The organism is Gordonia alkaliphila, assembly GCF_023017165.1.
Lineage (GTDB): Bacteria > Actinomycetota > Actinomycetes > Mycobacteriales > Mycobacteriaceae > Gordonia > Gordonia alkaliphila.
Genome location: NZ_JALKBW010000001.1, coordinates 2,272,860 through 2,295,644, shown reverse-complemented (window position 1 = coordinate 2,295,644; position 22,785 = coordinate 2,272,860). Strand labels below are relative to the sequence as shown.

25 protein-coding genes and 1 tRNA gene are annotated in these 22,785 nt (G+C 66.9%); 15 read left to right on the top strand and 11 right to left on the bottom strand.

All coding sequences use genetic code 11. The features are described from left to right. Positions 1 to 15: 15 nt before the first annotated feature. Positions 16 to 348, bottom strand: a complete 333-nt coding sequence (locus MUG78_RS10435; RefSeq protein ID WP_246994557.1) for a hypothetical protein — start codon at positions 346 to 348, stop codon at positions 16 to 18. Then, a complete protein-coding gene (gene mca / locus MUG78_RS10430) occupies positions 345 to 1,196 on the bottom strand; it encodes a mycothiol conjugate amidase Mca (protein ID WP_246996966.1) in 852 nt (283 codons plus the stop codon). Before mca ends, MUG78_RS10435 begins: the two co-directional genes overlap by 4 nt. Before the next feature lie 78 nt (positions 1,197 to 1,274). Between mca and MUG78_RS10425 the strand changes: the two genes are divergently transcribed. The 3 genes from MUG78_RS10425 (at position 1,275) to greA (ending at position 3,142) form a co-directional block, all read left to right on the top strand. Beyond that, positions 1,275 to 1,733: a DUF4307 domain-containing protein gene (locus tag MUG78_RS10425; protein ID WP_246994555.1), complete on the top strand. Its 459-nt coding sequence runs from the start codon at positions 1,275 to 1,277 to the stop codon at positions 1,731 to 1,733. Between the two features lie 10 nt (positions 1,734 to 1,743). Continuing rightward, on the top strand, positions 1,744 to 2,475 hold the full coding sequence (locus tag MUG78_RS10420; protein WP_246994553.1) for a queuosine precursor transporter: 732 nt from the start codon (positions 1,744 to 1,746) through the stop codon (positions 2,473 to 2,475). Between the two features lie 175 nt (positions 2,476 to 2,650). After that, positions 2,651 to 3,142 carry a transcription elongation factor GreA gene (greA, locus tag MUG78_RS10415; RefSeq protein ID WP_246994551.1) on the top strand — a complete coding sequence of 164 codons (492 nt, stop codon included), beginning with the start codon at positions 2,651 to 2,653 and terminating at the stop codon, positions 3,140 to 3,142. Positions 3,143 to 3,260: 118 nt separating this feature from the next. On the opposite strand, the gene MUG78_RS10410 is transcribed toward greA, so the two are convergent. The 3 genes from MUG78_RS10410 to MUG78_RS10400 form a co-directional block, all read right to left on the bottom strand. Then, complete coding sequence (locus MUG78_RS10410; RefSeq protein ID WP_246994549.1) at positions 3,261 to 3,647, bottom strand: helix-turn-helix domain-containing protein; 387 nt, start codon at positions 3,645 to 3,647, stop codon at positions 3,261 to 3,263. 360 nt (positions 3,648 to 4,007) lie between these two features. Continuing rightward, a complete protein-coding gene (locus MUG78_RS10405) occupies positions 4,008 to 4,580 on the bottom strand; it encodes a DUF3558 family protein (RefSeq protein ID WP_246996964.1) in 573 nt (190 codons plus the stop codon). Between the two features lie 49 nt (positions 4,581 to 4,629). Continuing rightward, on the bottom strand, positions 4,630 to 4,929 hold the full coding sequence (locus tag MUG78_RS10400) for a hypothetical protein (RefSeq protein ID WP_246994547.1): 300 nt from the start codon (positions 4,927 to 4,929) through the stop codon (positions 4,630 to 4,632). Positions 4,930 to 5,127: 198 nt separating this feature from the next. Here MUG78_RS10400 and MUG78_RS10395 point away from each other — a divergent pair, with 198 nt between their 5' ends. After that, positions 5,128 to 5,634, top strand: coding sequence for an SRPBCC family protein (locus MUG78_RS10395; protein WP_246994546.1), 507 nt, complete (start codon positions 5,128 to 5,130; stop codon positions 5,632 to 5,634). Here the strand turns inward: MUG78_RS10395 and MUG78_RS10390 are convergent. Genes MUG78_RS10390 through MUG78_RS10380 form a run of 3 tightly spaced genes read right to left on the bottom strand, consistent with a single transcriptional unit; the run spans position 5,626 to position 8,944 of the window. Further along, positions 5,626 to 6,351: a hypothetical protein gene (locus MUG78_RS10390; protein WP_246994544.1), complete on the bottom strand. Its 726-nt coding sequence runs from the start codon at positions 6,349 to 6,351 to the stop codon at positions 5,626 to 5,628. The two genes, MUG78_RS10395 and MUG78_RS10390, sit on opposite strands and share 9 nt — an antisense overlap. Before the next feature lie 44 nt (positions 6,352 to 6,395). Continuing rightward, positions 6,396 to 7,538 carry a cystathionine gamma-synthase gene (locus MUG78_RS10385; protein WP_246994542.1) on the bottom strand — a complete coding sequence of 381 codons (1,143 nt, stop codon included), beginning with the start codon at positions 7,536 to 7,538 and terminating at the stop codon, positions 6,396 to 6,398. Continuing rightward, complete coding sequence (locus tag MUG78_RS10380; protein ID WP_246996961.1) at positions 7,535 to 8,944, bottom strand: cystathionine beta-synthase; 1,410 nt, start codon at positions 8,942 to 8,944, stop codon at positions 7,535 to 7,537. The genes MUG78_RS10385 and MUG78_RS10380 overlap by 4 nt, the downstream gene beginning before the upstream one ends. A 78-nt stretch (positions 8,945 to 9,022) precedes the next feature. Here MUG78_RS10380 and MUG78_RS10375 point away from each other — a divergent pair, with 78 nt between their 5' ends. Beyond that, positions 9,023 to 10,246 (top strand): acetyl-CoA C-acetyltransferase, encoded by a 1,224-nt coding sequence (locus MUG78_RS10375; protein ID WP_246994540.1) that lies wholly within the window; start codon positions 9,023 to 9,025, stop codon positions 10,244 to 10,246. Positions 10,247 to 10,402: 156 nt separating this feature from the next. Then, a complete protein-coding gene (locus tag MUG78_RS10370) occupies positions 10,403 to 11,290 on the top strand; it encodes a hypothetical protein (protein WP_246994538.1) in 888 nt (295 codons plus the stop codon). A gap of 102 nt (positions 11,291 to 11,392) precedes the next feature. Here MUG78_RS10370 and MUG78_RS10365 read toward each other — a convergent pair whose 3' ends face one another. Next, positions 11,393 to 12,319, bottom strand: coding sequence for a Bax inhibitor-1/YccA family protein (locus MUG78_RS10365; RefSeq protein WP_246994536.1), 927 nt, complete (start codon positions 12,317 to 12,319; stop codon positions 11,393 to 11,395). 185 nt (positions 12,320 to 12,504) lie between these two features. Here MUG78_RS10365 and MUG78_RS10360 point away from each other — a divergent pair, with 185 nt between their 5' ends. Both MUG78_RS10360 and MUG78_RS10355 read left to right on the top strand, forming a co-directional pair. Next, positions 12,505 to 13,629: a phosphotransferase family protein gene (locus tag MUG78_RS10360; RefSeq protein WP_372493188.1), complete on the top strand. Its 1,125-nt coding sequence runs from the start codon at positions 12,505 to 12,507 to the stop codon at positions 13,627 to 13,629. A gap of 11 nt (positions 13,630 to 13,640) precedes the next feature. Next, positions 13,641 to 14,777: an Rv3169 family protein gene (locus tag MUG78_RS10355; protein WP_246994532.1), complete on the top strand. Its 1,137-nt coding sequence runs from the start codon at positions 13,641 to 13,643 to the stop codon at positions 14,775 to 14,777. Here MUG78_RS10355 and MUG78_RS10350 read toward each other — a convergent pair. Continuing rightward, entirely contained in the window at positions 14,753 to 15,412 is a 660-nt protein-coding gene (locus MUG78_RS10350; protein ID WP_246994529.1) for a DsbA family oxidoreductase, read from the bottom strand. The two genes, MUG78_RS10355 and MUG78_RS10350, sit on opposite strands and share 25 nt — an antisense overlap. A 176-nt stretch (positions 15,413 to 15,588) precedes the next feature. Between MUG78_RS10350 and MUG78_RS10345 the strand changes: the two genes are divergently transcribed. Continuing rightward, positions 15,589 to 15,662: transfer RNA gene (locus MUG78_RS10345), tRNA-Leu, on the top strand. Positions 15,663 to 16,000: 338 nt separating this feature from the next. Further along, positions 16,001 to 16,393, top strand: coding sequence for a DoxX family protein (locus MUG78_RS10340; protein WP_246994527.1), 393 nt, complete (start codon positions 16,001 to 16,003; stop codon positions 16,391 to 16,393). 22 nt (positions 16,394 to 16,415) lie between these two features. Here the strand turns inward: MUG78_RS10340 and MUG78_RS10335 are convergent, their stop codons facing one another. After that, complete coding sequence (locus tag MUG78_RS10335) at positions 16,416 to 17,330, bottom strand: aminoglycoside phosphotransferase family protein (RefSeq protein WP_246994526.1); 915 nt, start codon at positions 17,328 to 17,330, stop codon at positions 16,416 to 16,418. A 64-nt stretch (positions 17,331 to 17,394) separates the two neighbouring features. On the opposite strand from MUG78_RS10335, the gene MUG78_RS10330 reads away from it, so the two are divergent. The 5 genes from MUG78_RS10330 (at position 17,395) to MUG78_RS10310 (ending at position 22,700) form a co-directional block, all read left to right on the top strand. Further along, positions 17,395 to 18,003, top strand: a complete 609-nt coding sequence (locus MUG78_RS10330; RefSeq protein WP_246994524.1) for a phosphoribosylanthranilate isomerase — start codon at positions 17,395 to 17,397, stop codon at positions 18,001 to 18,003. Between the two features lie 44 nt (positions 18,004 to 18,047). Next, on the top strand, positions 18,048 to 20,276 hold the full coding sequence (locus tag MUG78_RS10325; protein ID WP_246994522.1) for an MMPL family transporter: 2,229 nt from the start codon (positions 18,048 to 18,050) through the stop codon (positions 20,274 to 20,276). Beyond that, a complete protein-coding gene (locus MUG78_RS10320; RefSeq protein ID WP_246994520.1) occupies positions 20,273 to 20,863 on the top strand; it encodes a TetR/AcrR family transcriptional regulator in 591 nt (196 codons plus the stop codon). Before MUG78_RS10325 ends, MUG78_RS10320 begins: the two co-directional genes overlap by 4 nt. Before the next feature lie 11 nt (positions 20,864 to 20,874). Next, a complete protein-coding gene (locus tag MUG78_RS10315; RefSeq protein WP_246994518.1) occupies positions 20,875 to 22,368 on the top strand; it encodes a serine/threonine-protein kinase in 1,494 nt (497 codons plus the stop codon). 170 nt (positions 22,369 to 22,538) lie between these two features. Then, complete coding sequence (locus tag MUG78_RS10310) at positions 22,539 to 22,700, top strand: hypothetical protein (protein WP_246994516.1); 162 nt, start codon at positions 22,539 to 22,541, stop codon at positions 22,698 to 22,700. The last annotated feature ends 85 nt before the right edge of the window (positions 22,701 to 22,785 follow it).

Sequence of the window (22,785 nt, the reverse complement as noted above, 5' to 3'; positions counted from 1 at the left end):
GGGCCGGCGGTGACGTCAGTCGATCGCGTTGCCGCTGCCGTCCGGTCCGTTCCGCGGCGGTGCGGTGCCGTCGTTCGACGGCACATCCGGGCTGGTGACGGCCACGCCGTCGACCGTGTCAGTGCCCTCGTCGAAGGCCTGGTCGGCCTCCGGATGCTGTTCGTCGAAGGTCGGCGGCAGCTTCCGGAGCTGCTTGTTCATCGACCGGATCAGCAAGAAGGTGGCCACCAGCAGCACGATGATCACGAGCAGACCGATCGGCGACGCTTTACCGAACTCCGGCCCCTTGGTGTCTTGCGGGGCCGCCAACAGGACGGCGCTATCTGCCAAATACAGCAGGCTGTTCACTCTTCCTCGATTCCGGCGAAGAGGTCATTCTCCGGGATCGCCGTCTGGACGCGCGTCTGCGCCAGCTCGAACTCCTCTGTCGGCCATAGTCTTTGCTGCCATTCCAACGGGACCGCGAAGAAGAACCCGTTGGGATCGATCTGGGTGGCGTGCGCACGGAGTGCGTCGTCGCGCTGCTGGAAGTATTCGCTCGCTTCCACCTGGGTAGTGACGCGCGCCATCATGTCGCCCTGCTCACGCTTCCACTTCGCGAGCCACTCCCGGAACGGGTTCTCCATTCCGGCCTTCTCCAGCTCCTCGGAGAACCGGTAGATCCGGTCCCGGATGAAACCGTGCGTGTAATAGAGCTTCAGCGGCGTCCAGGGTTCGCCCGCATCCGGGTATGCCTCCGGGTCACCGGCCGCGTCGAAGGCGGCGATGGAGACCTCGTGGCACTTGATGTGGTCCGGGTGCGGGTAGCCGCCGTTCTCGTCGTACGTGATGATCACGTGCGGCTTGAACTCTCGCACCGCCTTGACCAGCGGTTCGGTCGCCTCGTCGTGCGGGACGAGCGCAAAGCAGCCCTCGGGCAGCGGTGGCAACGGATCGCCTTCGGGCAACCCCGAATCGACGAATCCCAGCCACATGTGTTCCACGCCCAGCGCCGCGGCGGCCTCAGCCATCTCCTTGCGGCGCACCTCGGGCAGGTTCTCCATGATGCCGGGCCGGTCCATGGCGGGATTGAGGATGTCACCGCGCTCGCCGCCGGTCAGCGTCACGACGAGAACCTCGTGACCTTCTGCTGCGTACTTGGCCAACGTCGCGGCGGCCTTGCTCGACTCATCGTCGGGGTGCGCATGCACCGCCATCAGTCGCAGGGGCCCCGTGCTATCGGTCACGCTTCCTCACCTTCGCTCGGTACTCCCCTACATGGTAGGTATTGACGCGTGAGTAGTTCAGATGGGGTCTCCGACCAGCCGAAACCGCAGAGCGGTCCGCGCGCGACGTATCCGGTCGAGCAATCGGCCAGTAGCAAGCGCCGCTGGTTCCTCATCCTGTCAGTGGGCGTCGTGCTCGCCGGGTTGGTCATCGCCTACATCGGTTTCCAGAAGTTCGGCGACCCCGAGGTGTCGGGATCGGCCACCGGCCACGAGGTTCTCAGCTCGGATCAGATCGCGGTGCAGTACACCGTCAACCGGCAGAACCCCGACGATCCTGTCGCCTGTGTGGTTCGCGCCCGCGCCCGCGACGGCGCCGAAGTGGGACGCCGCGAGGTGTTGATCCCCGCCGGCAACGACGTGCAGGTCGGTGCCCGCACCATCGTCTACACCTCGCGCCCCGCCGTGATCGGCGAAGTCTTCGGCTGCACCGCGTCGGTGCCCGACTACCTGCAACCGGATATGTGAGGCCCAGCCGATGACTGAGGAAGCACCCGCCCACTCTGGGCGGCCGGGCACCCCGACCCCGGCGTTAAAAGCGAACTTCGCAACGATCTCCTCCCCGTACTACCCGGTGCTGATGGCCGTCTTCGTCGGCATCATGCTGATCAGCAACATCGCCGCGACCAAGGGCGTCGGCCTGTTCGGCGGCTCACTCGTCACCGACGGCGCCTTCTTCCTCTTCCCGCTGAGCTACGTGATCGGCGACGTCATCAGCGAAGTCTACGGATTCAAGGCCATGCGCCGGACCATCTGGACCGGTTTCGCCATCCTGCTGCTGGCCTCACTGTCGTTCACCGTGACCATCGCTCTGCCACCGCTCGACGGCTACGAGAACCAGGCCGCCCTCGAGGCGGTGGCCGGCGCGGTGCCGCAGCTGGTCGCGGCCAGCCTGGCCGGCTATCTGATCGGCGAGTTCACCAACTCGTGGGTCCTCGTGCGGATGAAGGAGCACACCGGTGAGCGTCACCTCTGGGCGCGCCTGATCGGCTCGACCGTCGCGGGCGAATTCTTCGACACGATGGTGTTCTGCGCGATCGCAGCACCGGTCATCGGGGTCACCACCTGGGGACAGTTCGCCTCGTTCGTCCTGATCGGTTTCGTGTGGAAGACCTTGATCGAGATCGTGGTCATGCCCGGCACCTACGCCGCCGTGCGCTACCTCAAACGCGCCGAACCGTCGTACGCGCAATCGGAGACCACCGCCTGATCGACCGCCGATTCTCCACGGCGGACCGGCGTCAGCCGTGTGCGGCAAGCCACACTGACTGGTATCCTGGGAGCACACGGCCCCGTCAGGGGTCGTGTTGCTGCATATAGAGAACCATTCGTGCAGCGGCAACGAACACGCAGTCCACTCGCGGACGGCACTAAGGAGATCCACTATGACTGACACCGGCGTGACCTGGCTTACCCCCGAGTCTGCCCAGCGGCTCAAAGAGGAACTCGACTCACTGATCGGCAATCGCGATGCCATCGCCGCCGAGATCAACGAGCGCCGCGAAGAGGGCGACCTCAAGGAGAACGGCGGCTACCACGCTGCGCGCGAGGAGCAGGGCCAGCAGGAGGCGCGTATCCGCCAGCTGCAGGACCTCCTGAACAGCGCGAAGATCGGACAGGCTCCGACCCAGTCCGGCGTCGCACTCCCCGGCTCGGTGGTGACCGTGTACTTCGGCACCGACGAGAAGGACACCGAAACCTTCCTCATCGCCACCCGCGAAGAGAGCATCGCGACCGACGTCGAGGTCTACTCCCCCAGCTCCCCGCTGGGTTCGGCCATCATCGACGCGAAGGTCGGCGAATCTCGCTCGTACCTCGTGCCCAGTGGCGCCGAGATCACCGTGACCTTGGTCAGCGCAGAGCCCTACCAGCACTGAGTTTCTCGGTTCACACACCGACGGAAACCGGGTCGCAGACAACTGCGGCCCGGTTTTCTGTTTCCGCAGCTGTGTTCAGCGGGCCTGCGTCAGAGTCCGGGTTCGTCCGACGGTCGGCCTAGTCGTGCTCGCCACCGCCGGCCGCGGCCTTCTCCGCCGCGATCAACTCGGCGACCTCCGCCTCCACCCGAGACAACGCCATCGCCGACGCCTGCTCCCGCGACCGCGCGGGCAGCACCTTGTCGACGTCCGGCAGCAACCACATCGGCGGGACGTCGAGCGCGCGGGCCAGCCGATAGACGGTCGACAGCTGCGGATCCGAGATGTGGGGCGCCCGGTTGCTGGTGCCGCGTTCCAGGTTCGACACGGCGTTGCGATGCATCCCGCAGCGATGCGCCAGTTCCTCCTGCGACAGCCCTCGCTCCTTGCGGACCAGGAACAGACGGTGCGCGAACGAGTAGGCGTAGGTGTCCCACTCGAGGGATCCGCGTTCTCTGGACGGCACACAACCAATCTGTTCTATTCACAACGAATTGTCTGCCCACCATGATGTGCAACCAAAACCGTTGTGCCAGAACCGATTTCCGCCCGCACCGCCCACCACTGATCAACCGCCGACCAACGGGCGACGGCCGACCGGCCCCAATATAAAATTCTCAAACAACGCTCCGCGCCGGAACGGAAGTTCCGGCACCCATCACCCGCCGCGACACGCATGCCGCCACGGGCGAAACCCAACGAGGCCTGCCACTCAGCGACTCATGGAACCCGCCCCCGGAGGCCGTCGCCAACCTCTAGAACTATGGTGCCATCGAGGTATGACAAGAACAAATGTTTGAATGACTCCGTGCCCGCGATTCCCTCATCACGGCGGCATCTTGTCGATCGTCGCCTTCGTGAAGGCGATGGCTCGGTCGCACACTTCCGAGACAGGCGGGTGCGGAGGCCGGTGGTGAATAACCAAAGTGGTGATGCCGGCCTGCCCGGACTGCACATAAGTCATGCACTCACCCAGGTCGGGAGAGTCCGTCACGCCGACAACTCGCCCATAAACGGTCAAGTCCTCCATCCAATGATCCATCGAGTACTTCTCCTTGTATGCGGCTAACCCGCTGGAGTTCGCGACTGTCTGTGACACCGCCCAACGCTGCCCATCGGCGGTCGCTCGGTAGTCCCACGTACATCCGCGTAATGTCTGCCCATTCGTGCCCGCCGCATCGCGCACCGAACCAGAATCAACACCAACGCTTCCCAACTCCGAGGGCACCAGAGCAGTGCATGGCTCGTACTGACTCCCGTTGTTTGCCTCGTTCCATCGATCTGTGAAGGTCGAGGAGAACGGAAGGGCAACCGATGGACTTGAAGGAGCCGTAATAATAGGTGGCCTGCGGAACGCGGAGATGTCGCCCTGCTCCTCTCCTGAACCGCAGGAACTCACGACCAGCGCCACGAGGCCGAATACTCCAGCGCGACCTACCTTGCGCACGTTAACGCACCATTCGCCCGCTGGCTTGGTCAGCAGATTCGTACTGCGCCGCAGCAATTCGGCAACGCTCAGCGGTCGCCGCGAGACCTACCGTCAAACTGCCCATGTCCGCCTGCCACGCGGAGAGAATCCTGTGCAGTTCCTCAAACAGCGCAATCCCCTCAGCGCAGCCGTTGCCGAAGTAGTTTCTGCGAACGGTGCCTGAAGCCGCCTCTAAAAGGCGATCCAAGTCCTGCGCAGCCTCGTCGGCCATGCGCGCGCGATCTAGCCAGACTGCCGCATCCGCAACCACATCTGTCATGCGTCCACTTCCCGTCATCGTGGGTGTGTTGGAGGCCGGCCCCCCACTTCCGGCCTCCAACACGTTCCCCCCAAGCGCCGATTTCGCCATCCCCCCGGCTACCGAAATTGACGCGTATTAATTAGACGCAGCGGAGGTCCGTTCGGTTCCACATTCTCCGGAACTTTTTTCGAGCGGGCGCCAAGTAGAGTCCCGACCATGGCATATGCACTCGAATCCTTCGACGAAGACTTCTTCGCCACCGCCCCGATGCGCTACGAGATCGACGTGAACATCCCGGTGGCCCCGGACGTCGCCTGGGCGGAGTTCACCCGCCAGAACACCCTGGACTGGTGCCGGGCCCTGCGCGGTGTCACCTACACCTCGCCCGAGCCGTACCAGCCCGGCACCACGCGGTCCGTGGTCCTGGCGCCGGGCTTCATCAAGATGGACGAGGTCTTCTTCATCTGGGACGAGGACTCGGCGACGCAGACCTACCGGCACGCCTTCCACGGCGTCCGCGTCAATATCCCGGGGCTGCGCAAGTTCGGCGAGTACACCGAAGTCTCGCCCGCCGCCCACGGCTCGCGCCTGATCTGGCGCTTCGCCATGGAACTGGCCGGCGCCGGGCTCCCCGGATTCCTCTCCAAGCCGATCTCCGACGGCGCGTTCTCCACCGTCCAAACCGACACGATCAAGCACTTCGCGAGCTTCCCGTCAGCGTAAAGTCCGCCACGCGGCCCAGTGGTGCACCGCGACGCCGCGAAACCAGCGGTCGGTGGCCAGCGCATCGTCGAGCAGCTCGATCTCCCTCAGCAATACCGCGGCACCGTCGTCGGCGAACGTCGCCGACGACGGTATGCCCGGCCCGACCGGCATCGTCTCGACGCCGATCCGATAGGGCCGTCGCGCTGCGTGTGCCGCCTCGATCGCCGGCCGGGCGAATCGCAGAATCGCGTCGGCGCGATCGCGATAGGCGAGCACGGTGATCGACGACGCCGAACTCATCGCCCGACGCGCCTCGACGGGCAGGTCGTCGAACAGCCAGGGCACCACGTCGATCTCGACGGCGGTGCCGGGCAAGGCGTGAGCGCAGGCCTCGACCAGGTCCGCGTAGGCCGCGGCCAACCGTCGGGGATCGTCGGGCCATTCCGGCAACGCCCACGGCTCGACGTCCAGATGCAGTGTGCGGCAACCCGTTCGACGTAGGGCCTCGCGCGACCATGCGATCGCGCGATCGGGTTCCCACACCCACCGCGGGTCGCCGCCGAGGCACGCCGTCGAGACGGCCGCACCCCGCAGCGCGGAACACTGTTGCGCAGCTGCGCCGTCCGCGCCGTTGACGAAGACCTCAGCCAATCTCCGTGCCCGGGCGAACCGCACTACTGCACCGGGTTCGTCGGGCACCTCCCACAGCCAGCAGGCCAGGCGATCGCGGACCATGACGGCCCCGAGTCAGCCCGACAGCCGATCGCGTCAGAGCGCGGTCAGCCCAGCGCCTGCTCGACGTCGGCCACCAGATCCTCGACGTCCTCGATGCCGACCGAGAGTCGCACCAGATCGTCGGGCACCTCCAGCAGCGAACCTGCCGTCGACGCGTGCGTCATGGCGCCCGGGTGCTCGATCAGCGATTCGATGCCACCGAGCGACTCGGCCAGCGTGAAGATCTTGGTCCGCGCGCAGAAGTCGAGCGCGGCCTCGCGACCACCGGCAAGACGCACCGAGATCATGCCGCCGAAGCGCTTCATCTGACGCGCGGCCGCATCGTGGCCGGGATGGTCGGTGAGGCCCGGATACAGCACCGAGGCCACCTTCGGGTGCGCCGCAAGGAGTTCCACCAGCGCCTCGGCGTTGTCGCAGTGCCGCTCCATACGAACGGACAGAGTCTTGATCCCGCGCATGGTGAGGTACGCGTCGAACGGTCCGGGCACCGCGCCGGCACCGTTCTGCAGGAAAGCGATGTCGGCGTCGAACTGCTCGTCGTCGGTCACCATCGCGCCACCGACCACGTCGGAGTGCCCGCCGAGGTACTTGGTGGTCGAGTGCACGACGACATCCGCGCCGAGCTCCAACGGCCGCTGCAGGTAGGGCGTGGCAAAGGTGTTGTCCACCACCAGCTTCGCCCCGCCGGCGTGTGCGGCATCAGCCACGGCGGCGATGTCGCCGACGTTCAGCAGCGGGTTGGTCGGCGTCTCCAGCCACACCAGTTTGGTCTTCGTCGTCATGGCCGCGGCGACGGCGTCGACGTCCGCCACCGGGGCCACCGAGTACTCGATCCCCCACTGCGAGAACACTTTGTCGATGAGTCGGAAGGTGCCGCCGTAGGCGTCGTTCGGAATCACCAGGTGATCACCGGGGCGCAGAGCAGCGCGCAGGATGGCGTCGGTCGCGGCCATGCCTGACGCGAAACCCCGTCCGTACGTACCGTTTTCGATCGCGGCGAGGTTCGCTTCCAGCACCCGACGAGTCGGGTTCCCGGTGCGCGCGTACTCGAAGCCGTCGCGCATGCCGCCGACGCCGTCCTGGGCGAAGGTGGAACTCGCGTAGATCGGCACGTTCACCGCCCCGGTGCGGGCTTCGGGATCCCAGCCCGCGTGAATTGCCTTGGTGGAGAAGCCCTGATCGGTCACAGTGCGCCCTCTCGAGTCGGAAGCGGATGGGTGCTGGCGTACGCCAGGAGGTCGTGTCGGGTGATGACACCGGCGGGCTTGCCGTCGTCGACCACCATCAGCGCGTCGGTCTGGCCCAAGGCCTCCATGGCCGACGACACCGGCTCGCCGGCACCGATCAGCGGGAAGGGTTCGCCCATGTGCTTCGACACCGGGTCGGCCAGCGTGGCACGCCCCTCGAAGACCGCCGACAGCAGGTCCCGCTCGTTCACCGCGCCGGCGATTTCACCGGCCATGATCGGCGGTTCCGCGCCGACCACCGGCATCTGCGAGACGCCGAACTCGCGCAGGATCTCGATGGCGTCGCGAAGCGTCTCCTGCGGGTGCGTGTGCACCAGGTCGGGCAGCGCGCCGTTCTTGCCGCGCAGCACCTCGCCCACCGTCGACTCCGGCTGCTCGCCTTCGAGCGGCGTCCGCAGGAAGCCGTAGCTGCTCATCCAGTCGTCGTTGAAGATCTTCGACAGGTAGCCGCGCCCGCCGTCGGGCAGCAGCACCACGACCACAGCGTCCGGCCCTTCGCGCTCGGCCACCCGGAGCGCCGCGACCACGGCCATGCCGCACGATCCGCCGACCAACAGGCCCTCTTCGCGCGCCAACCGTCGCGTCATCTCGAACGAGTCGGCGTCGGACACGGCGATGATCTCGTCGGGCACCGTCGGGTCGTAGGCGCCCGGCCAGAAGTCCTCGCCGACACCCTCCACCAGGTACGGACGACCCGAGCCGCCGGAGTACACCGAGCCCTCGGGATCCACGCCGACCACCTTGACGCGTCCCTCGGAGACTTCCTTCAGGTAGCGGCCGGTGCCGGTGATGGTGCCGCCGGTGCCGACGCCAGCCACGAAATGGGTGATCGTGCCGTCGGTGTCGGCCCAGATCTCCGGCCCCGTGGTCTCGTAGTGGCTACGCGGACCTTCCGGGTTCTCGTACTGGTTGGGCTTCCACGCGCCGTCGATCTCGCGCACAAGGCGATCGGACACGTTGTAGTAGCTGTCCGGATGCTCGGGCGGCACGGCCGTCGGGCACACCACCACCTGCGCGCCGTAGGCACGCAGCACGTTCCGCTTGTCCTCGGCCACCTTGTCCGGGCACACGAAGACGCACTTGTAGCCACGCTGCTGCGCCACCAGTGCCAGTCCCACGCCGGTGTTGCCCGACGTCGGCTCGACGATGGTGCCACCGGGCTTCAGTTCCCCCGAGGCCTCGGCGGCGTCGATCATTCGGGTGGCGATCCGGTCCTTCGAACTGCCCCCGGGGTTGAGGTATTCGAGCTTCGCCGCGACAAGACCCGAACCCGGTTTGGTGACCGAATTGAGCTTGACGAGCGGGGTGTTTCCGACCAGGTCGACGACGTGATTGGCGATGCGCATACCTCCCATAGTTGCACTCATCGGGAAGCACTGTGCCTCCGGTCGGTTCATTGCGGGGTTGTGAGTTACCCTGACGACATGCCTGAAGCCGTTATTGTTTCCACCGCCCGCTCCCCGATCGGCCGTGCCGGTAAGGGGTCCCTGAAGGATCTTCGTCCCGACGAGCTCGCCCGCCAGATGATCGCCACCGCGATCGCCAAGGTGCCCGAGCTCGACGTCGCCGACATCGAAGACATCCACCTCGGCATCGGCCAGCCGGGCGGTGCGGGCGGTTACAACATCGCGCGCGTCGTCGCCGTCGAGCTGGGCCTGGACCACGTTCCGGGCGTCACCGTGAACCGCTACTGCTCGTCGTCGCTGCAGACCACCCGTATGGCCATGCACGCCATCAAGGCCGGCGAAGGCGACGTCTTCATCTCCGGCGGCGTGGAGAGCGTCTCCAGCTTCGCCACCGCCGGTGCTGCCGACGGTCTCCCCAACTCCAAGAACCCGATCTTTGACGAGGCTGCTGCCCGCACCGTCGCCACCGCTGAAGGCGGCACGGGCGCATGGCACGATCCCCGCGAGGACGGCCTGCTGCCCGACGTCTACATCGCGATGGGCCAGACCGCCGAGAACGTCGTGACCTACACCGGCATCTCCCGCGAGGACCAGGACCGCTGGGGCGTCCTGAGCCAGAACCGCGCCGAGAAGGCCATCGCCGACGGTTTCTTCGCCCGTGAGATCGACGCCGTGACCCTGCCCGACGGCACCATCGTCAACACCGACGACGGCCCGCGCGCCGGCACCACCTACGAGAAGATCAGCCAGCTGCAGCCGGTCTTCCGCCCCGACGGCACCATCACCGCCGGCAACGCCTGCCCGCTGAACGACGGCGCCGCCGCCCTGATGATCATGAGCGACACCAAGGCCAAGGAGCTGGGTCTGACCCCGCTGGCGCGCATCGTCGCCACCGCGGCCACCGGCCTGTCGCCCGAGATCATGGGCCTGGGCCCGATCGAAGCGGTCCGCAAGGTGCTGCGCGTGGCCGGCATGTCGATCAGCGACATCGACATGTACGAGATCAACGAAGCCTTCGCCGTGCAGGTGCTCGGCTCGGCCGACGTCCTCGGCATGGATCACGATCGCCTGAACGTCTCGGGCGGCGCGATCGCGCTGGGCCACCCGTTCGGCATGACCGGTGCCCGTATCACCACCACCCTGCTGAACAACCTCACCACGCACGACAAGACCTTCGGTCTGGAGACCATGTGCGTCGGCGGCGGTCAGGGCATGGCGATGATCATCGAGCGCCTCAGCTGATTCACGAACGACGACGGGCGGTCCGGAGCTTCTCCGGGCCGCCCGATTCGCATCGCACGTCCCCCAGTTGGTTGAACTTGCATGCAAGCGTCACGCGCGGCCGTAGACCCGGGAAGAATGTCGGACGAACCATCTGCCCCTGGTGAAAGAGCCTGCATGCGCTACAACCCGCCCCCGAACTGGCCGCCCCGCCCCGGGTGGCGGCGTTCCGCCGATTGGCGCCCGGACCCGAGCTGGGGCCCGGCGCCGCCCGGCTGGCAGTTCTGGGTGCCCGAGGACTCGACCGGCGCCCGGATTCTGGCCGCCGTGAAACACCCGGCCTGGGCGACGCTCGCCACCCTGGTCTCCGTCGCGGCCGTCGTCCTCGCACTCGTCGGTGTCAAAGCCTTCAGCGGAGCCGCGGACGGCGATTCCGCAGCACTCAAGGTCGCCGCCCTGACCTTCGGCACCCCCACCGACGTCGACGCGAAAGCGTATGGCAGCGGAATTCCGATCGAAGACGCCACCATGATCACCAATTCCGCGACGCCGATCGACATCACATTGAAGAACAGCACCGACTCGCCGATGCGGATCGTCCGTATCGAGACGTCGATCCTCGACGCGAAGACGATCTCCTGCAACCCACAGGGCAGCGGCGCCATGGTGTCGGCGTTCTACTCGGTGAAGATCCCCTTCGAGCCGTTCGCCAACAATCTTCCGTCGAAAACCGTGACCAGCGACATCGACTTCACCGTCAAACCGTCGTCCGTGGATCGCATGGTCATCACCGTCGGTCCTGATCCGATCGGAAACGGCAACCCCGTCGTCGTGTCGCTGTCCATGAAGCTGATTCCGGAATCCGGCGACCCGGTGGTCATCGCGCCCCTCGCACTGAGCCAGCCCGACGGTGTGGACCAGGAACTCCGCAGCATGACGCGGTACGCCTCGATGCAGTCGGCGTGCATCGACAAGACCGTCGGGGTGCTCGACGGTTTCCTCGTTGCAACCCAGATTCACTCACCGGACGTGACCCGCCTCAGCGACGCCTTCCGCGCCGCCTGACGACCCACAGATGCACACTGCCGTCTGGTGCAGTCGGTATACGACTGCAGCAGACGGCAGTGGTGTCTACGACGCCGCCGGGGGCGGCGGCGAGCGGGAGATCTAGTCGCTGTTGAGGTAGCTCAGCAGACGCAGGATCTCGACGTACAGCCACACCAGGGTGACGGTCAGGCCGAGCGCGACGCCCCAAGCGGCCTTCTCCGGTGCACCGGCCTTGACCAGCTTGTCGGCTGCGTCGAAGTCTAGGAGGAACGAGAAGGCGGCCAGCGCGATGCAGACCAGCGAGAAGATGATGGCGATCGGGCCACCGCTGCGAATACCCATGTCCACGCCGAACAGGCCGAGGACCAGGTTGCCCAGCACGAGGACCAGGACGCCGACCATGCCGGCCATCAGCATGCGGGTGAAGCGCGGGGTGACGCGGATGGCGCCGACCTTGTAGACGATGAGCATGCCGACGAAGACGCCGATGGTGCCGAGCACGGCCTGGCCGATCATGGCGCCGGCGCTGGTGCCTTCGGCGACGGCCAGGTTCGCGAACACGAACGAGATGGAGCCGACGAACAGGCCCTGGAAGGCCGCGTAGGCCAGCACGATAGCCGGGTTGTCCTGCTTGCGACCGAAGCTGGCGATCAGCACCAGGACCAAGCCGCCGATACTGCCGACGAGGAGCAGCGGCATGGCCAGCGCGACCTGCGCGTTGGTCTGCGCGGTGCCGACGAGGTCGGCGCCGCGGGTGGCGATCGCCGCGTACACCGCGACGGCCACGGCGATGAGCACCGCGAGGGTCATGCCGGTCTTCATCACCACGTCGTCGATGGTGATCTGACGGCTGGTGGTGGGAGCCTGGACGAAGTCCTGCTGGCTCTGCTGCTGGTACGGGGCCTGCTGATACGGGTTGGCCTGCTGCTGTCCCGCGTTCCAAGCGGCCTGCTGGGCGCCCGGAATCGCTTGGCCGAAACCGGCATAGGGGGCAGGCTGGTTATCGCGGATCACTCCGCGCATAACCGGGTTGCTGCTCTCGCGCACTGTTGTAGCTCCTTGTTGGATGGATGCTGACGCTTCTTACCGACTCAACGTGCCGCGCGCCACTTTAGTTCCGACTTTACCGACTCTTGACGAGATTCGTTCAACACCACCGACGCACCGGCCGAATTGGAACGTGTTCTACCGATCGCGTCCCCCGCGCGCAGGGGCGTGCTTGCATGGGAATCGTGTCTGCCGTTGCTTCGAATGCCGATGAGGGTCGCGAGATCGCGCGGCCCACCCAGTCCCAGCGCGAACCCGAATGGCTCCGCGAACGCCTGCACGCCTGGATCAAGACCCGGGCCGGAGACGACGCCGCCGTCACCGAGGTGGAACTCCCCTCCGCCAACGGCATGTCCAGCGAGACCCTGCTGGTTCAGGCCGTGATCGACGGCGCTCCGGAGAGCCTGGTGGTCCGAGTGGCGCCACTCGAGTCCAGCGACCCCGTCTTCCCGTCGTACGACCTCGACGGGCAGTTCCGACTGATCGGCCACGTCGCGGAGACGACGGACCTGCCGCTGCCGAAGCTGTGGTGGTCCGAACCCGACGACGGACCGCTGGGCGCGCCGTTCTTCGTGATGAGCCGAGTCGACGGCCGGATTCCCCCGGATGTGATGCCCTACACCTTCGGTTCGTGGGTCACCGAGGCCTCCGCCGAAGAGCGCGCGGAGATGGCGCGCCGCAGCGTCGCGGTGATCGCCCAGGTGCACGCCGCACCCACCGACGGGGCCGCCGTGGATCAGCCGCTCCCGGGCGAGACCGCCCTGCAGGCGCACATCCGTCGTCTCCGCGACTTCTATACGTGGGCCAGCCGCGACGGCGAAGGCGCACCGCTCATCGAACGCGGCTTCGCGTGGGTGCAGGAGAATCTGCCGGCCGAATCCGAGCCGGTCCTCTGCTGGGGCGATGCACGGATCGGCAACATGATCTACGACGAGTTCACTCCTGCCGCCGTGCTCGACTGGGAGATGGCCGCCCTCGGGCCGCGCGAGCTCGACGTCGCGTGGATGATCTTCCTTCACCGCTTCTTCCAGGACCTCACCGAAATGGCCGGGATGGAGGGGCTCACCGACTTCCTGACCCGCGAACAGGCCGCCGCCGATTACCAGGCCGCGACCGGTCACGAGCTCCGCGACCTCGACTTCTACACGCTGTACGCGGCACTCATCCACGCCGTCGTGATGTACCGAATCCAAACGCGCGCAATACACTTCGGCCAGGCGGCCGCACCGGACGACCCCGACGACATGATCATGCACCGCAGGACCCTGGAAGCCATGCTCGACGGCACCTACTGGGGGTCGATCAAGTGACGCTCTCCCCCATGGACGACTACCCCGTCCACCAGATCCCCGAAGTGATCCGGCACGTCGGCACGTCGGACCGAAACTTCTACGACCGCTACTACTTCAACTGCCACCGCCGACTGTCCAGCACTGCAGCCACATCCGACGATCCGTGGTTCATCTTCGGGCTCGGCGTGTACCCGAATCTCGGCGTGGTGGACTGCTTCGTGGTGGTGCGTCGCGGCGACGACCATCTCGTCGTGCGCGGTTCGCGCGCACTCGGCGCCGACCGCAACGACCTGCAGGTGGGGCCGTTCCGCGTCGAGGTGCTCGAGGGCCTGCAACGCCTGCGGATCTCGTTGGAGCCGGGTCACGGCGCGGTGTCGTTCGATCTGGAGTTCACCGCCGATGCGCCCGCGGTCCTCGAGCCGCGACACTTCCAGCGCCAGCTCGAGCGAGTCACGTTCGACACCCAGCGCTTCGTGCAGACCGGCGACTGGACCGGCACGCTCACCGTCGACGACGACGCGTTCGTCGTCGAACCCGAGAACTGGCGCGGCAATCGCGACCGGTCATGGGGTGTGCGCCCGGTGGGCGAGGCGGAGCCGCCCGGTCGTCGTGCGGCCGAGAGCGGATCCAACAGCTTCTTCTGGATCTACTCGGTGATGCGCTTCGACGGCTTCGCGGTGGTCGTCGTGGTGCAGGAGACCCGCGAGGGCGAGCGCATCATGGGCGACGCCCGGCTGGTCTGGGACGACCCGACCCGCGACGTCGAGTGGCTGGGCCGCGTCGAGCACGACATCAGCTTCATCCCCGGCGGCCGCGAACCCGGTGCCGCCACACTGCGATTCATCAAGCCGTCGGGTGCGACGACGACGGTCGAGTGCACGCCGCAGCTGGCCAACTTCATCGGCTTCGGCACCGGCTACGGGTTGGAGCAGGACTGGCGCCACGGGATGTGGCAGGGTGAGGAGAAGGTGGAGTCGCTACGACTCAAGATCTCCGAGCTCGACGCGACGATGAAGCTCTTCTGCCCGGTGGACTACCTGGCGTCGTTCCGACTCACGTCCGACGACGGCACGGTCCACCAGGGCGAAGGCCTCTTCGAGTTCTCGGTGATCGGCCCGCACGATCAGTACGGGTTCGCCGACTACGTGGACGTCGCGCCCGAGTAGTGCTCCCAGCCCTGGCGGAGGGCGTCGGTGAAGACTTCCGCCGGCTGGGCGCCGGAGATCACGAAGTGCCGGTTGAGCACGAAGTACGGCACGCCCTGGCAGTTCAATTCGTGGGCGAGCTTCTCGTCGTCGCGCACGGCCTGCGCGTAGCGGGTCTCGTCGGCGAGCACCTCGCGGACCTGCGCTTCGTCGAAGCCTTCGGCGACGGCGATCTCGACCAGCCGCTCGTGGCTGCCGAACAGCGGGCGTTCATCGCCGAAGTTGGCGTGCAGCAGCGCGAGGAGCATGTCCTCGGCGCGCCCGCTCTCGGCGGCGAAGTGCACCAGGCGGTGCATGTCGAAGGAGTCGCCGAAGTCGCGCCCGGACGTGATGTACGGAAGACCGAACTCCTTGGCCTTCTCGGCGAGCTGGAGTTCACCGTTGGCCGAATCTTCCGGCGAGAAGCCGTACTTCTCCGCCAGATGATCGACGACGTTGCCCGACGCGCCGCGTTCCTGGTTCGGATCGAGCTCGAAGGACCGGTGGATCACCTCGATCTGATCGGCCTTGTCGAAGTCGCCGAGCCCGACGAGAAACTGGTGCACTCCCAGGTAACAGAACGGACAGTTGATGTCCGACCAGATCTCGACCTTCATGCGTGCTCCCTCTGCAGTCTGCGCCACCCCTCCATGGAACCATCCCACCGAACCCGCCCTTCGACAAGCTCGGGGAACGCCGTCGACAACCTCCTCGTCGGCTGATCTCGTCGAAGCCCCCCACTCACCGCCCGCTCCCCGAACTCGTCGCGGGGTCCTGGCAAGATGACACCCGCGCCCCCATAGCCCAATTGGCAGAGGCAGCGGACTTAAAATCCGCGCAGTGTCGGTTCGAGTCCGACTGGGGGCACGGCGTCGCCGGTTGTAGCGGCCGACTCTCCGGAGCTGAGAGTGCGTAGCACTCGGCGAGGTCACACCCCTCGAATTTCCCCGGGTGACCACAGTCAGCCGCACCCGGAACTCAGCCATGGGCGCTAGTTCTGTGTCCTGCCAGGCCCCTTAGCGGTGCCTTTCAGGACGTAAAACTTTTCGAAAGCGGCAGGGTCCGGGCTGAGCAGCGTTCAGTGTCGGCTCGAGTCCGACTGGGGGCATCACCCGGCTCAGCTGGCGATAGCGCGCCAGACGCGGCGACGCTACCGTCGAATACTGAAGTCTCCACCGATAGCTGTGTAGCCAGAAGGAACCGCCATGAAGATCATCTCGGCCATCAGTCGTGCGCTGACCGGTATCCCCTACGTCATCCTCGGTTACGGTGCGGCGACCGCGCCCGGACAGCGCGTCGACGCCGCCGGCGCCATGCTGGCCCCGGTGCGAAGCGCCGTTCCGGTCCCGGTGAACGACGAAGCCATCGTCCGCCTCAACGGCGCCGCCCAGGCGGTGGCCGGCGGCATGCTGACCGCAGGCCTCTACCCGCGCGCCTCCGCCGGTGTGCTGCTCGCGTCGCTGGTCCCGACCACCGTCGCCGGCCATGCCTACTGGAACCACGAGGATCCGCAGATGCGGGCCATGCAGCAGGTCCAGTTCCTCAAGAACGTCGCCATGGCCGGTGGCCTGATCGCCATCGCCGCCAAGAAGAAGTAGTCGCAGCAATTGCCCGAATCCCTTAGGGCTGCACGGCTTTCGCCACGCTGATGCACTGAGTGATCCATGCCCGCTCGGAGCTGTCGAGGTCGCGTCGCATCCGCTTCGCGTCCTCGACGGCCCAGTGGGCGTTGAGCACCATGCGCACGATCACCCAGTCGCGGGCGCGCTCCTCGTCGAACCCGGCCGCCTCCACCGCGGTGAAGAATCGCCGCTGGATCGACTCGCGCAGATAGCCTGCCATCTCGTCCCAGCGGTTCCACAGCAGCGGGGCGATCTCGTAGTGCGGATCCCCCGACATCGGCTGCGGATCGATCACCAGCCAGGGCTCACGCTCGGCGGCCAGGACGTTCTCGTAATGCAGGTCGCCGTGAATGATCCGGCCGTCGGTGGCGGCGTCGACGACGAAGTCGCGGCCCAGGCTCAGCGCTTGGTCGATCAGACGGCGCGGCACCGGCATGTCCCGTACATCCGCCGCCATCGCGTCGAGCCACCGCTGGAGGTAGCCGCTCAACGGGTCAAACCGCGGCGACGCAGGCTTGTGCAGCCGCCCGTAGAAGCCCGCGATGAGCTCGCACGCCTGCAGGTCCCATTCCTCTCTCAAATCCGTCGACCCCAACCGCTCCAGCAGCATCGCGCGCCGCGCCGGATCGACGCGATACAGCCGCACCGCGCCGTCGCCTCCCCAGAGCTGCAGTGCCACATGCTCGTGCGCGGTCTCGGCGCTGCCGTCGAAGCCCACTTTCAGCACCGAGGCGCGGCCGTCGGACTCCCGCACCGGCACGACGATCGACGCGAATCCCTGCATGGGATCGCCGGTGGGCGTCAGCTCCCACTCCGCCACCAGGTCGTCGCATCGCCGTCCGAGTCCGTCCAGCCACGCCGCCCAATCCGGTCCCAACGCACGCTGTTTCGCTAGGCCCGCCGGAATCTCCACGACGACAGCGTAGTGCTGCCACAGGCCGCTGTCGGATCGCGGCACCGGCATTAGAATCGGTCCCATGCTGGCAAAGGTGTGCGGACTGACCGCGGTCGACGACGTCGAGGTGGCGGTGGGCGCCGGGGCGGACGCCATCGGTGTGGTGATGAATCGCACCAGCCCGCGCGCGGTGGACGCGGACCTGGCCCGGCGCATCATCGCCGCGGCCGACGGCGCCGTGGACACCGTGCTCGTGGTGAACGACATGCCGTCGGCCGACGCGGCCCGCCTCGCCCAGGAGATCGGCGCGTCGATCCTGCAATTGCACGGCACCTACACCGAAGCGGACTTCGCCGCGGCCGCTGCGATCTTCCCGCGGCTGTGGCGTGCCACGTCGCTCGCCCACTCCCCTGACCTGCGCGTCGGCACCTACGGCGAGGAGGCGTTACTGCTCGATGCCCCGCGCCCGGGCTCCGGTGAGCAGTGGGACCTCTCCGCGCTCACCGGCCGCGCACCGGACGGCCACTGGCTCCTCGCCGGCGGCCTGCGACCGGACAACGTGGCCGCGGCCATCGCCGCCGTCGCCCCCTGGGGCGTCGACGTCTCCAGCGGCGTCGAGTCGTCGCCCGGCGTCAAGGACCACGGACTGATCCGCGCTTTCCTGGCCGAGGTGTGCGCGGCCTCACGCTGAATTCTCCTTGCCGACAAAAGTGTTAGTCAGTAACACTTGTTGGCATGTCCTCTGCACTCTTTCGGCTCGGCCGCTTCTCGTTCCGCCACAAATGGTGGGTGATCGGCACCTGGGTGGCGCTGCTCGCCATCATGGGTGGCCTGGTCGCCGGGCTCAATCCCAAGTTCGCCAAAGACTTCGAACTGCCCGGCACCGACGGCGGCATCGCCATGGAGCAGATGCAGGAGAAGTTCCCGGCATTGTCCGAACAGCAGATGAAGGCGCGCACCACCGTCGTCATCGCCGCCGACGACGGCCTCGCCGCGCACACCGCGCAGATCGAGACTCTGACCACAGAGCTCGCCGCCCTGCCGTCGGTGACCGATCCGAAGCAGATCGTCGATCCGGTCCTCGTCGCCCAGTCCGATCCGGCGATGGCCTCGCAGGTGCTGTCCGACGACGGCAAGATCGGCCTCATCAGTGTCGGCCAGGACATCGACCTAATGGAGCTCGAACCCGCCGACAAACAGGCCCTGCTCGACGTCCTCGAACGCAACAGCGGCAACGGCCTGCAGGTGGAGGCCACCAGCGGCGTCATGGGCGCCATGAGCGGCGGCGGTACCGCTGAAGCACTGGGCTTCGGCGTCGCCTTCGTGGTGATGATCGTCGCCTTCGGTGCGCTGATCGCGGCCTTCATCCCGCTGATCACCGGCATCGTCGGTGTCGGCCTCACCATGCTGATGCTGATGGTCTCCGCGTCGTTCATGACTGTGAACCAGGCGGCCACCGGCATCGTCCTGATGCTCGGCATCGCCGTCTCGATCGACTACGCGCTGTTCATCGTGTCCCGCTTCCGCAATGAGGTGCAGCGCGGCGGCTCACCCGCCGACGCGGCCGGACGCGCGGTCGGTACCGCCGGTACGGCGGTGGTCTTCGCCGGCCTCACCGTGATCATCGCGGTCGTCGCCCTGATGGTGATCGGGATTCCGCTGATCACGCAGATGGGCATGGGCGCCGCCGTCGCGGTCCTGGTGGCTGTGCTGTCGGCCATCACGCTGATCCCGGCCATCCTCGGCGCCGTCGGACGCTTCGCGTTCACGCCGCGGATCCCGTGGATCCGCCACGCCGAACCGTCCGACGACGTCGACACCCTCGGCGTGAAGTTCGGCCGCGCGATCGTCGCCAAACCGATCCCGTTCATCGTCGTGGGCCTCGCGATCCTGGTGGCCGCGGCCATCCCGGTCAAGGGCATGGAGCTGGGCCTGGATATGACCGCCGACGACGAGATCGCCGCGCAGCAGCTGGTCAAGAAGGGCTTCGGCGAGGGCATCAACGGACAGCTGTTCGTGGTGGTCGCCGCCGACGACGACGCCGACGTGGCACCTGCCGCCGAGCGCACCGTGGCCGACATCAAGAAGCTGCCCGACGTCTACCAGCCCGAGTCCGTGGCCTGGATGGGCAACGGCACCGACCCGGCCAATCCCAACGCCGGCGCGAACACCGCGCTCATCGTGGTGACGCCGCTCAGCTCGCCGTCGTCCACCGAAACGCACGACCTGATGGAGTCCATTCGCGCACTGAGCCCGACTCTGGAGCAGCAGCGCGCGCAGCTGCACGTGGGCGGACAGACCGCGATCATGTCCGACCTGTCGACCAAGCTCGACAAGGCGCTGATCCCGTACATCGCAGTGGTCGTGGGCCTGGCGTTCCTGATCATGATCGCCGTGTTCCGCTCCATCTGGGTGCCGCTGATCGGCACCATCGGATTCGTCTTCTCCGTGCTGGCCACGTTCGGCATCACCACCGCGGTGTTCACCGACGGATGGCTGGGCCTGATCGAGAATCCGCGTCCGCTGCTGAGCTTCCTGCCGATCTTCCTGGTCGGCGTGGTCTTCGGCCTCGCCATGGACTATCAGGTGTTCCTGGTGACACGTATGCGTGAAGAATTCCTGCACGGCATGTCGCCCAAGGACGCGATCGTGGCCGGTTACCGCCACGGCGGTCGCGTGGTGACGTCGGCCGCGATCATCATGATCAGCGTCTTCGCCGCCTTCATGCTGTCCCCGGAGACCACCAACAAGATGCTCGGCTTCGCGCTCGCCATCGCCGTGTTCTTCGACGCCTTCATCATCCGCATGATCGTGGTGCCCGCGGTGATCTCGCTGCTCGGCGAGAAGGCCTGGGGTCTGCCGCGCTGGCTCGACAAGCTGGTCCTCAACTTCGACGTCGAGGGCAGTTCCGTCCGCCACCGCGGTGTCGGCACCACGGCCGAAGAAGAGGTCGCCCTGACATGACCGGAGAATCCCGGCTCGGGGTGCGCGCCCAGAACAAGGCGCGCACCCGGAGCGCGATCCGTTTCGCCGCCCTCGACCTGGTGACCAAACAGGGCTATCACGCGACGACGGTGGCGCAGATCGCCGAGGCTGCCGGCGTCTCGCATACCACCCTGTTCCGCTACTTCGAGTCCAAAGAGCAGGTGCTGATCAGCGACGACCTGGTCGAAGCACGGTTGGAGATCTTCGAGAACGCACCCGCCGGCCTCAGCCACTTCGATCTGCTACGGCACATCCTGCGCGAGCTGTTCGCCATCGGAATGGCCGACGAGTGGGCGGCGAACCCCGATCGCGCACACCTGCTACGCAGCGAACCCACGCTCCGGATGGCCAACCAGCTCGCCCTGGACGGCATGCTCCAGGAAGGCATCGCCCTCATCGCCGCATACACCGGCACCGATGAGTCGAGCCTGTCGCTGCGGGTCTTCATCGCCGCCGTCTCCGGGGTGCTGATGCACATCGTCGAGCGTGCCACCCTCCCCGACGAGGAGACCCTCGCCGAGCTCCTGGAGGCCATGGACCTCCTGGAGCGGGGGCTGCCGCTGTAACCTCACTCAGCATGACCGTTCCGGGGGATCGCAGTGGCACCATGCTGGGCCCGTACCGCCTCGTCCGACTGCTCGGGCGCGGCGGTATGGGCGAGGTGTACGAGGCGGTCGACACCGCCAAAGACCGCACTGTGGCACTCAAGCTGCTGCCACCGCAGCTGGCGCACGACGACGAGTACCGGACCCGCTTCCTGCGCGAATCGCAGACCGCGGCGCGCCTCAGCGATCCGCACGTCATCCCGATCCATGACTTCGGGGAGATCGACGGCCAGCTGTTTCTGGACATGCGGATCGTCGACGGCCAGGACCTGCGCGCCCTGATCCGGCAGGGCCCGGTGCCCGCCGACCAGGCGGTCGCGATCATCGAGCAGATCGCCGGTGCGCTCGACACCGCCCACCAGGCCGGGCTGACACACCGCGACGTGAAGCCGGAGAACATCCTGCTCGACCGCCGCGGGTTCGCCTACCTCGTCGACTTCGGGCTCGTGCAATCGGCCGGGCAGACGTCGCTGACCTCCACCGGTTCGGCGATCGGCTCGTTCAACTACATGGCGCCCGAGCGCTTCGGCACCGGCGCGCCGGTGGGCCCGCCCGCCGACGTCTACGCGCTCACCTGCGTGCTGTACGAATGCCTCACCGGAGCGAAGCCGTTCGGCGACGACAGCATGGAACAGATCATCGCCGGGCACCTGCACCGGCCGTTGCCGCCGACCGGCGGACCGCTGGACGCGGTGATCGCCCACGGCACCGCGAAGGATCCGGCGCAGCGCTTCGCCTCGGCCGGCGCGCTCGCCACCGCCGCGCGCCAGACCCTGAACGGCCGGCCGCCCGTCCTCCCGCACGCGACGACCCAGGTGGCGCCGGTCGGCGCCCTGGGTACGCTGCCGCCGCAGCCGCCGATTTCGCCGCAGCCGGTCCCGCCGCAGGGGTCGAACCGCTCGATGAACCTCGTTCTGGCCGGCATCGCCGCGGTCGCCGTGTTCGCCGCCGTCGGAACTGCGATCGCGTTGTGGCCCAGTGGAAACGACGACGATCCAGACCTCGCCGCCACATCGGTCACCACCACGATCGAGGCGAAGACCACCACGATCACCGAATCGGCGGCCGACGAACCGTCGACCACCGCAACCAGCGCACCGAGCAGGACGACGACCACGCTCACCCCGACGTCGACGCGCGGCACCGGCGACCTCGGCCTGTCGACGCCGATCACCACGCCGAGTTGCACGGGCGAGACCGTCACCTTCGTCTTCAACGCGATCACGCCGGGCGCGTACGCACAGGAGGTCGCCGCGGCACTGCAGCAGCATCCGGGAGCGTCGTACCTGCGCACCGATCAGGCCTGCGCGTCGCTCAAGCAGTCCCAGGACGGTAACCCGATCTACGCCGTCTACTACCCCGGCGCCACGGTGTCGGAGACGTGCGCCATCAAGTCCCGCATCGGCGGCGGCAGCTACTCGCGGCGACTGGATCACTCCACCGCGGTCGGCACCGAGATCTGCTGACCGGGCAGCGGCGCCGGGCGAGCTCGATTCCGACTGTGATGTTGGCAACTCCGAGCCCGGACAGCCTGGCCCGGTCGGCCCTGAAATGCCGGGTGGCAGCACTGATGTCTTCAACCCAACGCTGAGGCGAACGGTCCGAATCGTTCACCTTGAGGCGCTACCATCCAGTCGTGCTGGAAAACCTGAACAAGAAGGCCAAGAGTGTCGGCCTGCACATCGCCGATGCGAAGAAGCCGAAGCTGTACACGATCCGCAAGATCAAGAACGGCAAACTGGTCGCGAAGAACGTGTCCGGAGACGAGGCACTGCAGATCATCAAGAAGTACAAGTGATCCCAGGCGCCAGGTTCGTCGCGCAGGCTGCGTTGCGACCCGCGCGATTCCTACTCGACCTTCCCGACGGTTCACGTCCCAGCAC

Excerpts from the sequence above, each read along its gene's own strand:
- MUG78_RS10400 (WP_246994547.1), bottom strand. The coding sequence starts at position 4,929 with ATGACAGATGTGGTTGCGGATGCGGCAGTCTGGCTAGATCGCGCGCGC.
- MUG78_RS10380 (WP_246996961.1), bottom strand. The coding sequence starts at position 8,944 with ATGCGCATCGCCAATCACGTCGTCGACCTGGTCGGAAACACCCCGCTC.
- MUG78_RS10320 (WP_246994520.1), top strand. The coding sequence starts at position 20,273 with ATGACCGGAGAATCCCGGCTCGGGGTGCGCGCCCAGAACAAGGCGCGC.
- MUG78_RS10395 (WP_246994546.1), top strand. The coding sequence starts at position 5,128 with ATGGCATATGCACTCGAATCCTTCGACGAAGACTTCTTCGCCACCGCC.
- MUG78_RS10330 (WP_246994524.1), top strand. The coding sequence starts at position 17,395 with ATGCTGGCAAAGGTGTGCGGACTGACCGCGGTCGACGACGTCGAGGTG.
- MUG78_RS10390 (WP_246994544.1), bottom strand. The coding sequence starts at position 6,351 with ATGGTCCGCGATCGCCTGGCCTGCTGGCTGTGGGAGGTGCCCGACGAA.
- MUG78_RS10375 (WP_246994540.1), top strand. The coding sequence starts at position 9,023 with ATGCCTGAAGCCGTTATTGTTTCCACCGCCCGCTCCCCGATCGGCCGT.
- MUG78_RS10325 (WP_246994522.1), top strand. The coding sequence starts at position 18,048 with ATGTCCTCTGCACTCTTTCGGCTCGGCCGCTTCTCGTTCCGCCACAAA.
- MUG78_RS10315 (WP_246994518.1), top strand. The coding sequence starts at position 20,875 with ATGACCGTTCCGGGGGATCGCAGTGGCACCATGCTGGGCCCGTACCGC.
- MUG78_RS10340 (WP_246994527.1), top strand. The coding sequence starts at position 16,001 with ATGAAGATCATCTCGGCCATCAGTCGTGCGCTGACCGGTATCCCCTAC.
- greA (WP_246994551.1), top strand. The coding sequence starts at position 2,651 with ATGACTGACACCGGCGTGACCTGGCTTACCCCCGAGTCTGCCCAGCGG.
- MUG78_RS10420 (WP_246994553.1), top strand. The coding sequence starts at position 1,744 with ATGACTGAGGAAGCACCCGCCCACTCTGGGCGGCCGGGCACCCCGACC.
- MUG78_RS10370 (WP_246994538.1), top strand. The coding sequence starts at position 10,403 with ATGCGCTACAACCCGCCCCCGAACTGGCCGCCCCGCCCCGGGTGGCGG.
- mca (WP_246996966.1), bottom strand. The coding sequence starts at position 1,196 with ATGGCGGTGCATGCGCACCCCGACGATGAGTCGAGCAAGGCCGCCGCG.
- MUG78_RS10355 (WP_246994532.1), top strand. The coding sequence starts at position 13,641 with ATGGACGACTACCCCGTCCACCAGATCCCCGAAGTGATCCGGCACGTC.
- MUG78_RS10350 (WP_246994529.1), bottom strand. The coding sequence starts at position 15,412 with ATGAAGGTCGAGATCTGGTCGGACATCAACTGTCCGTTCTGTTACCTG.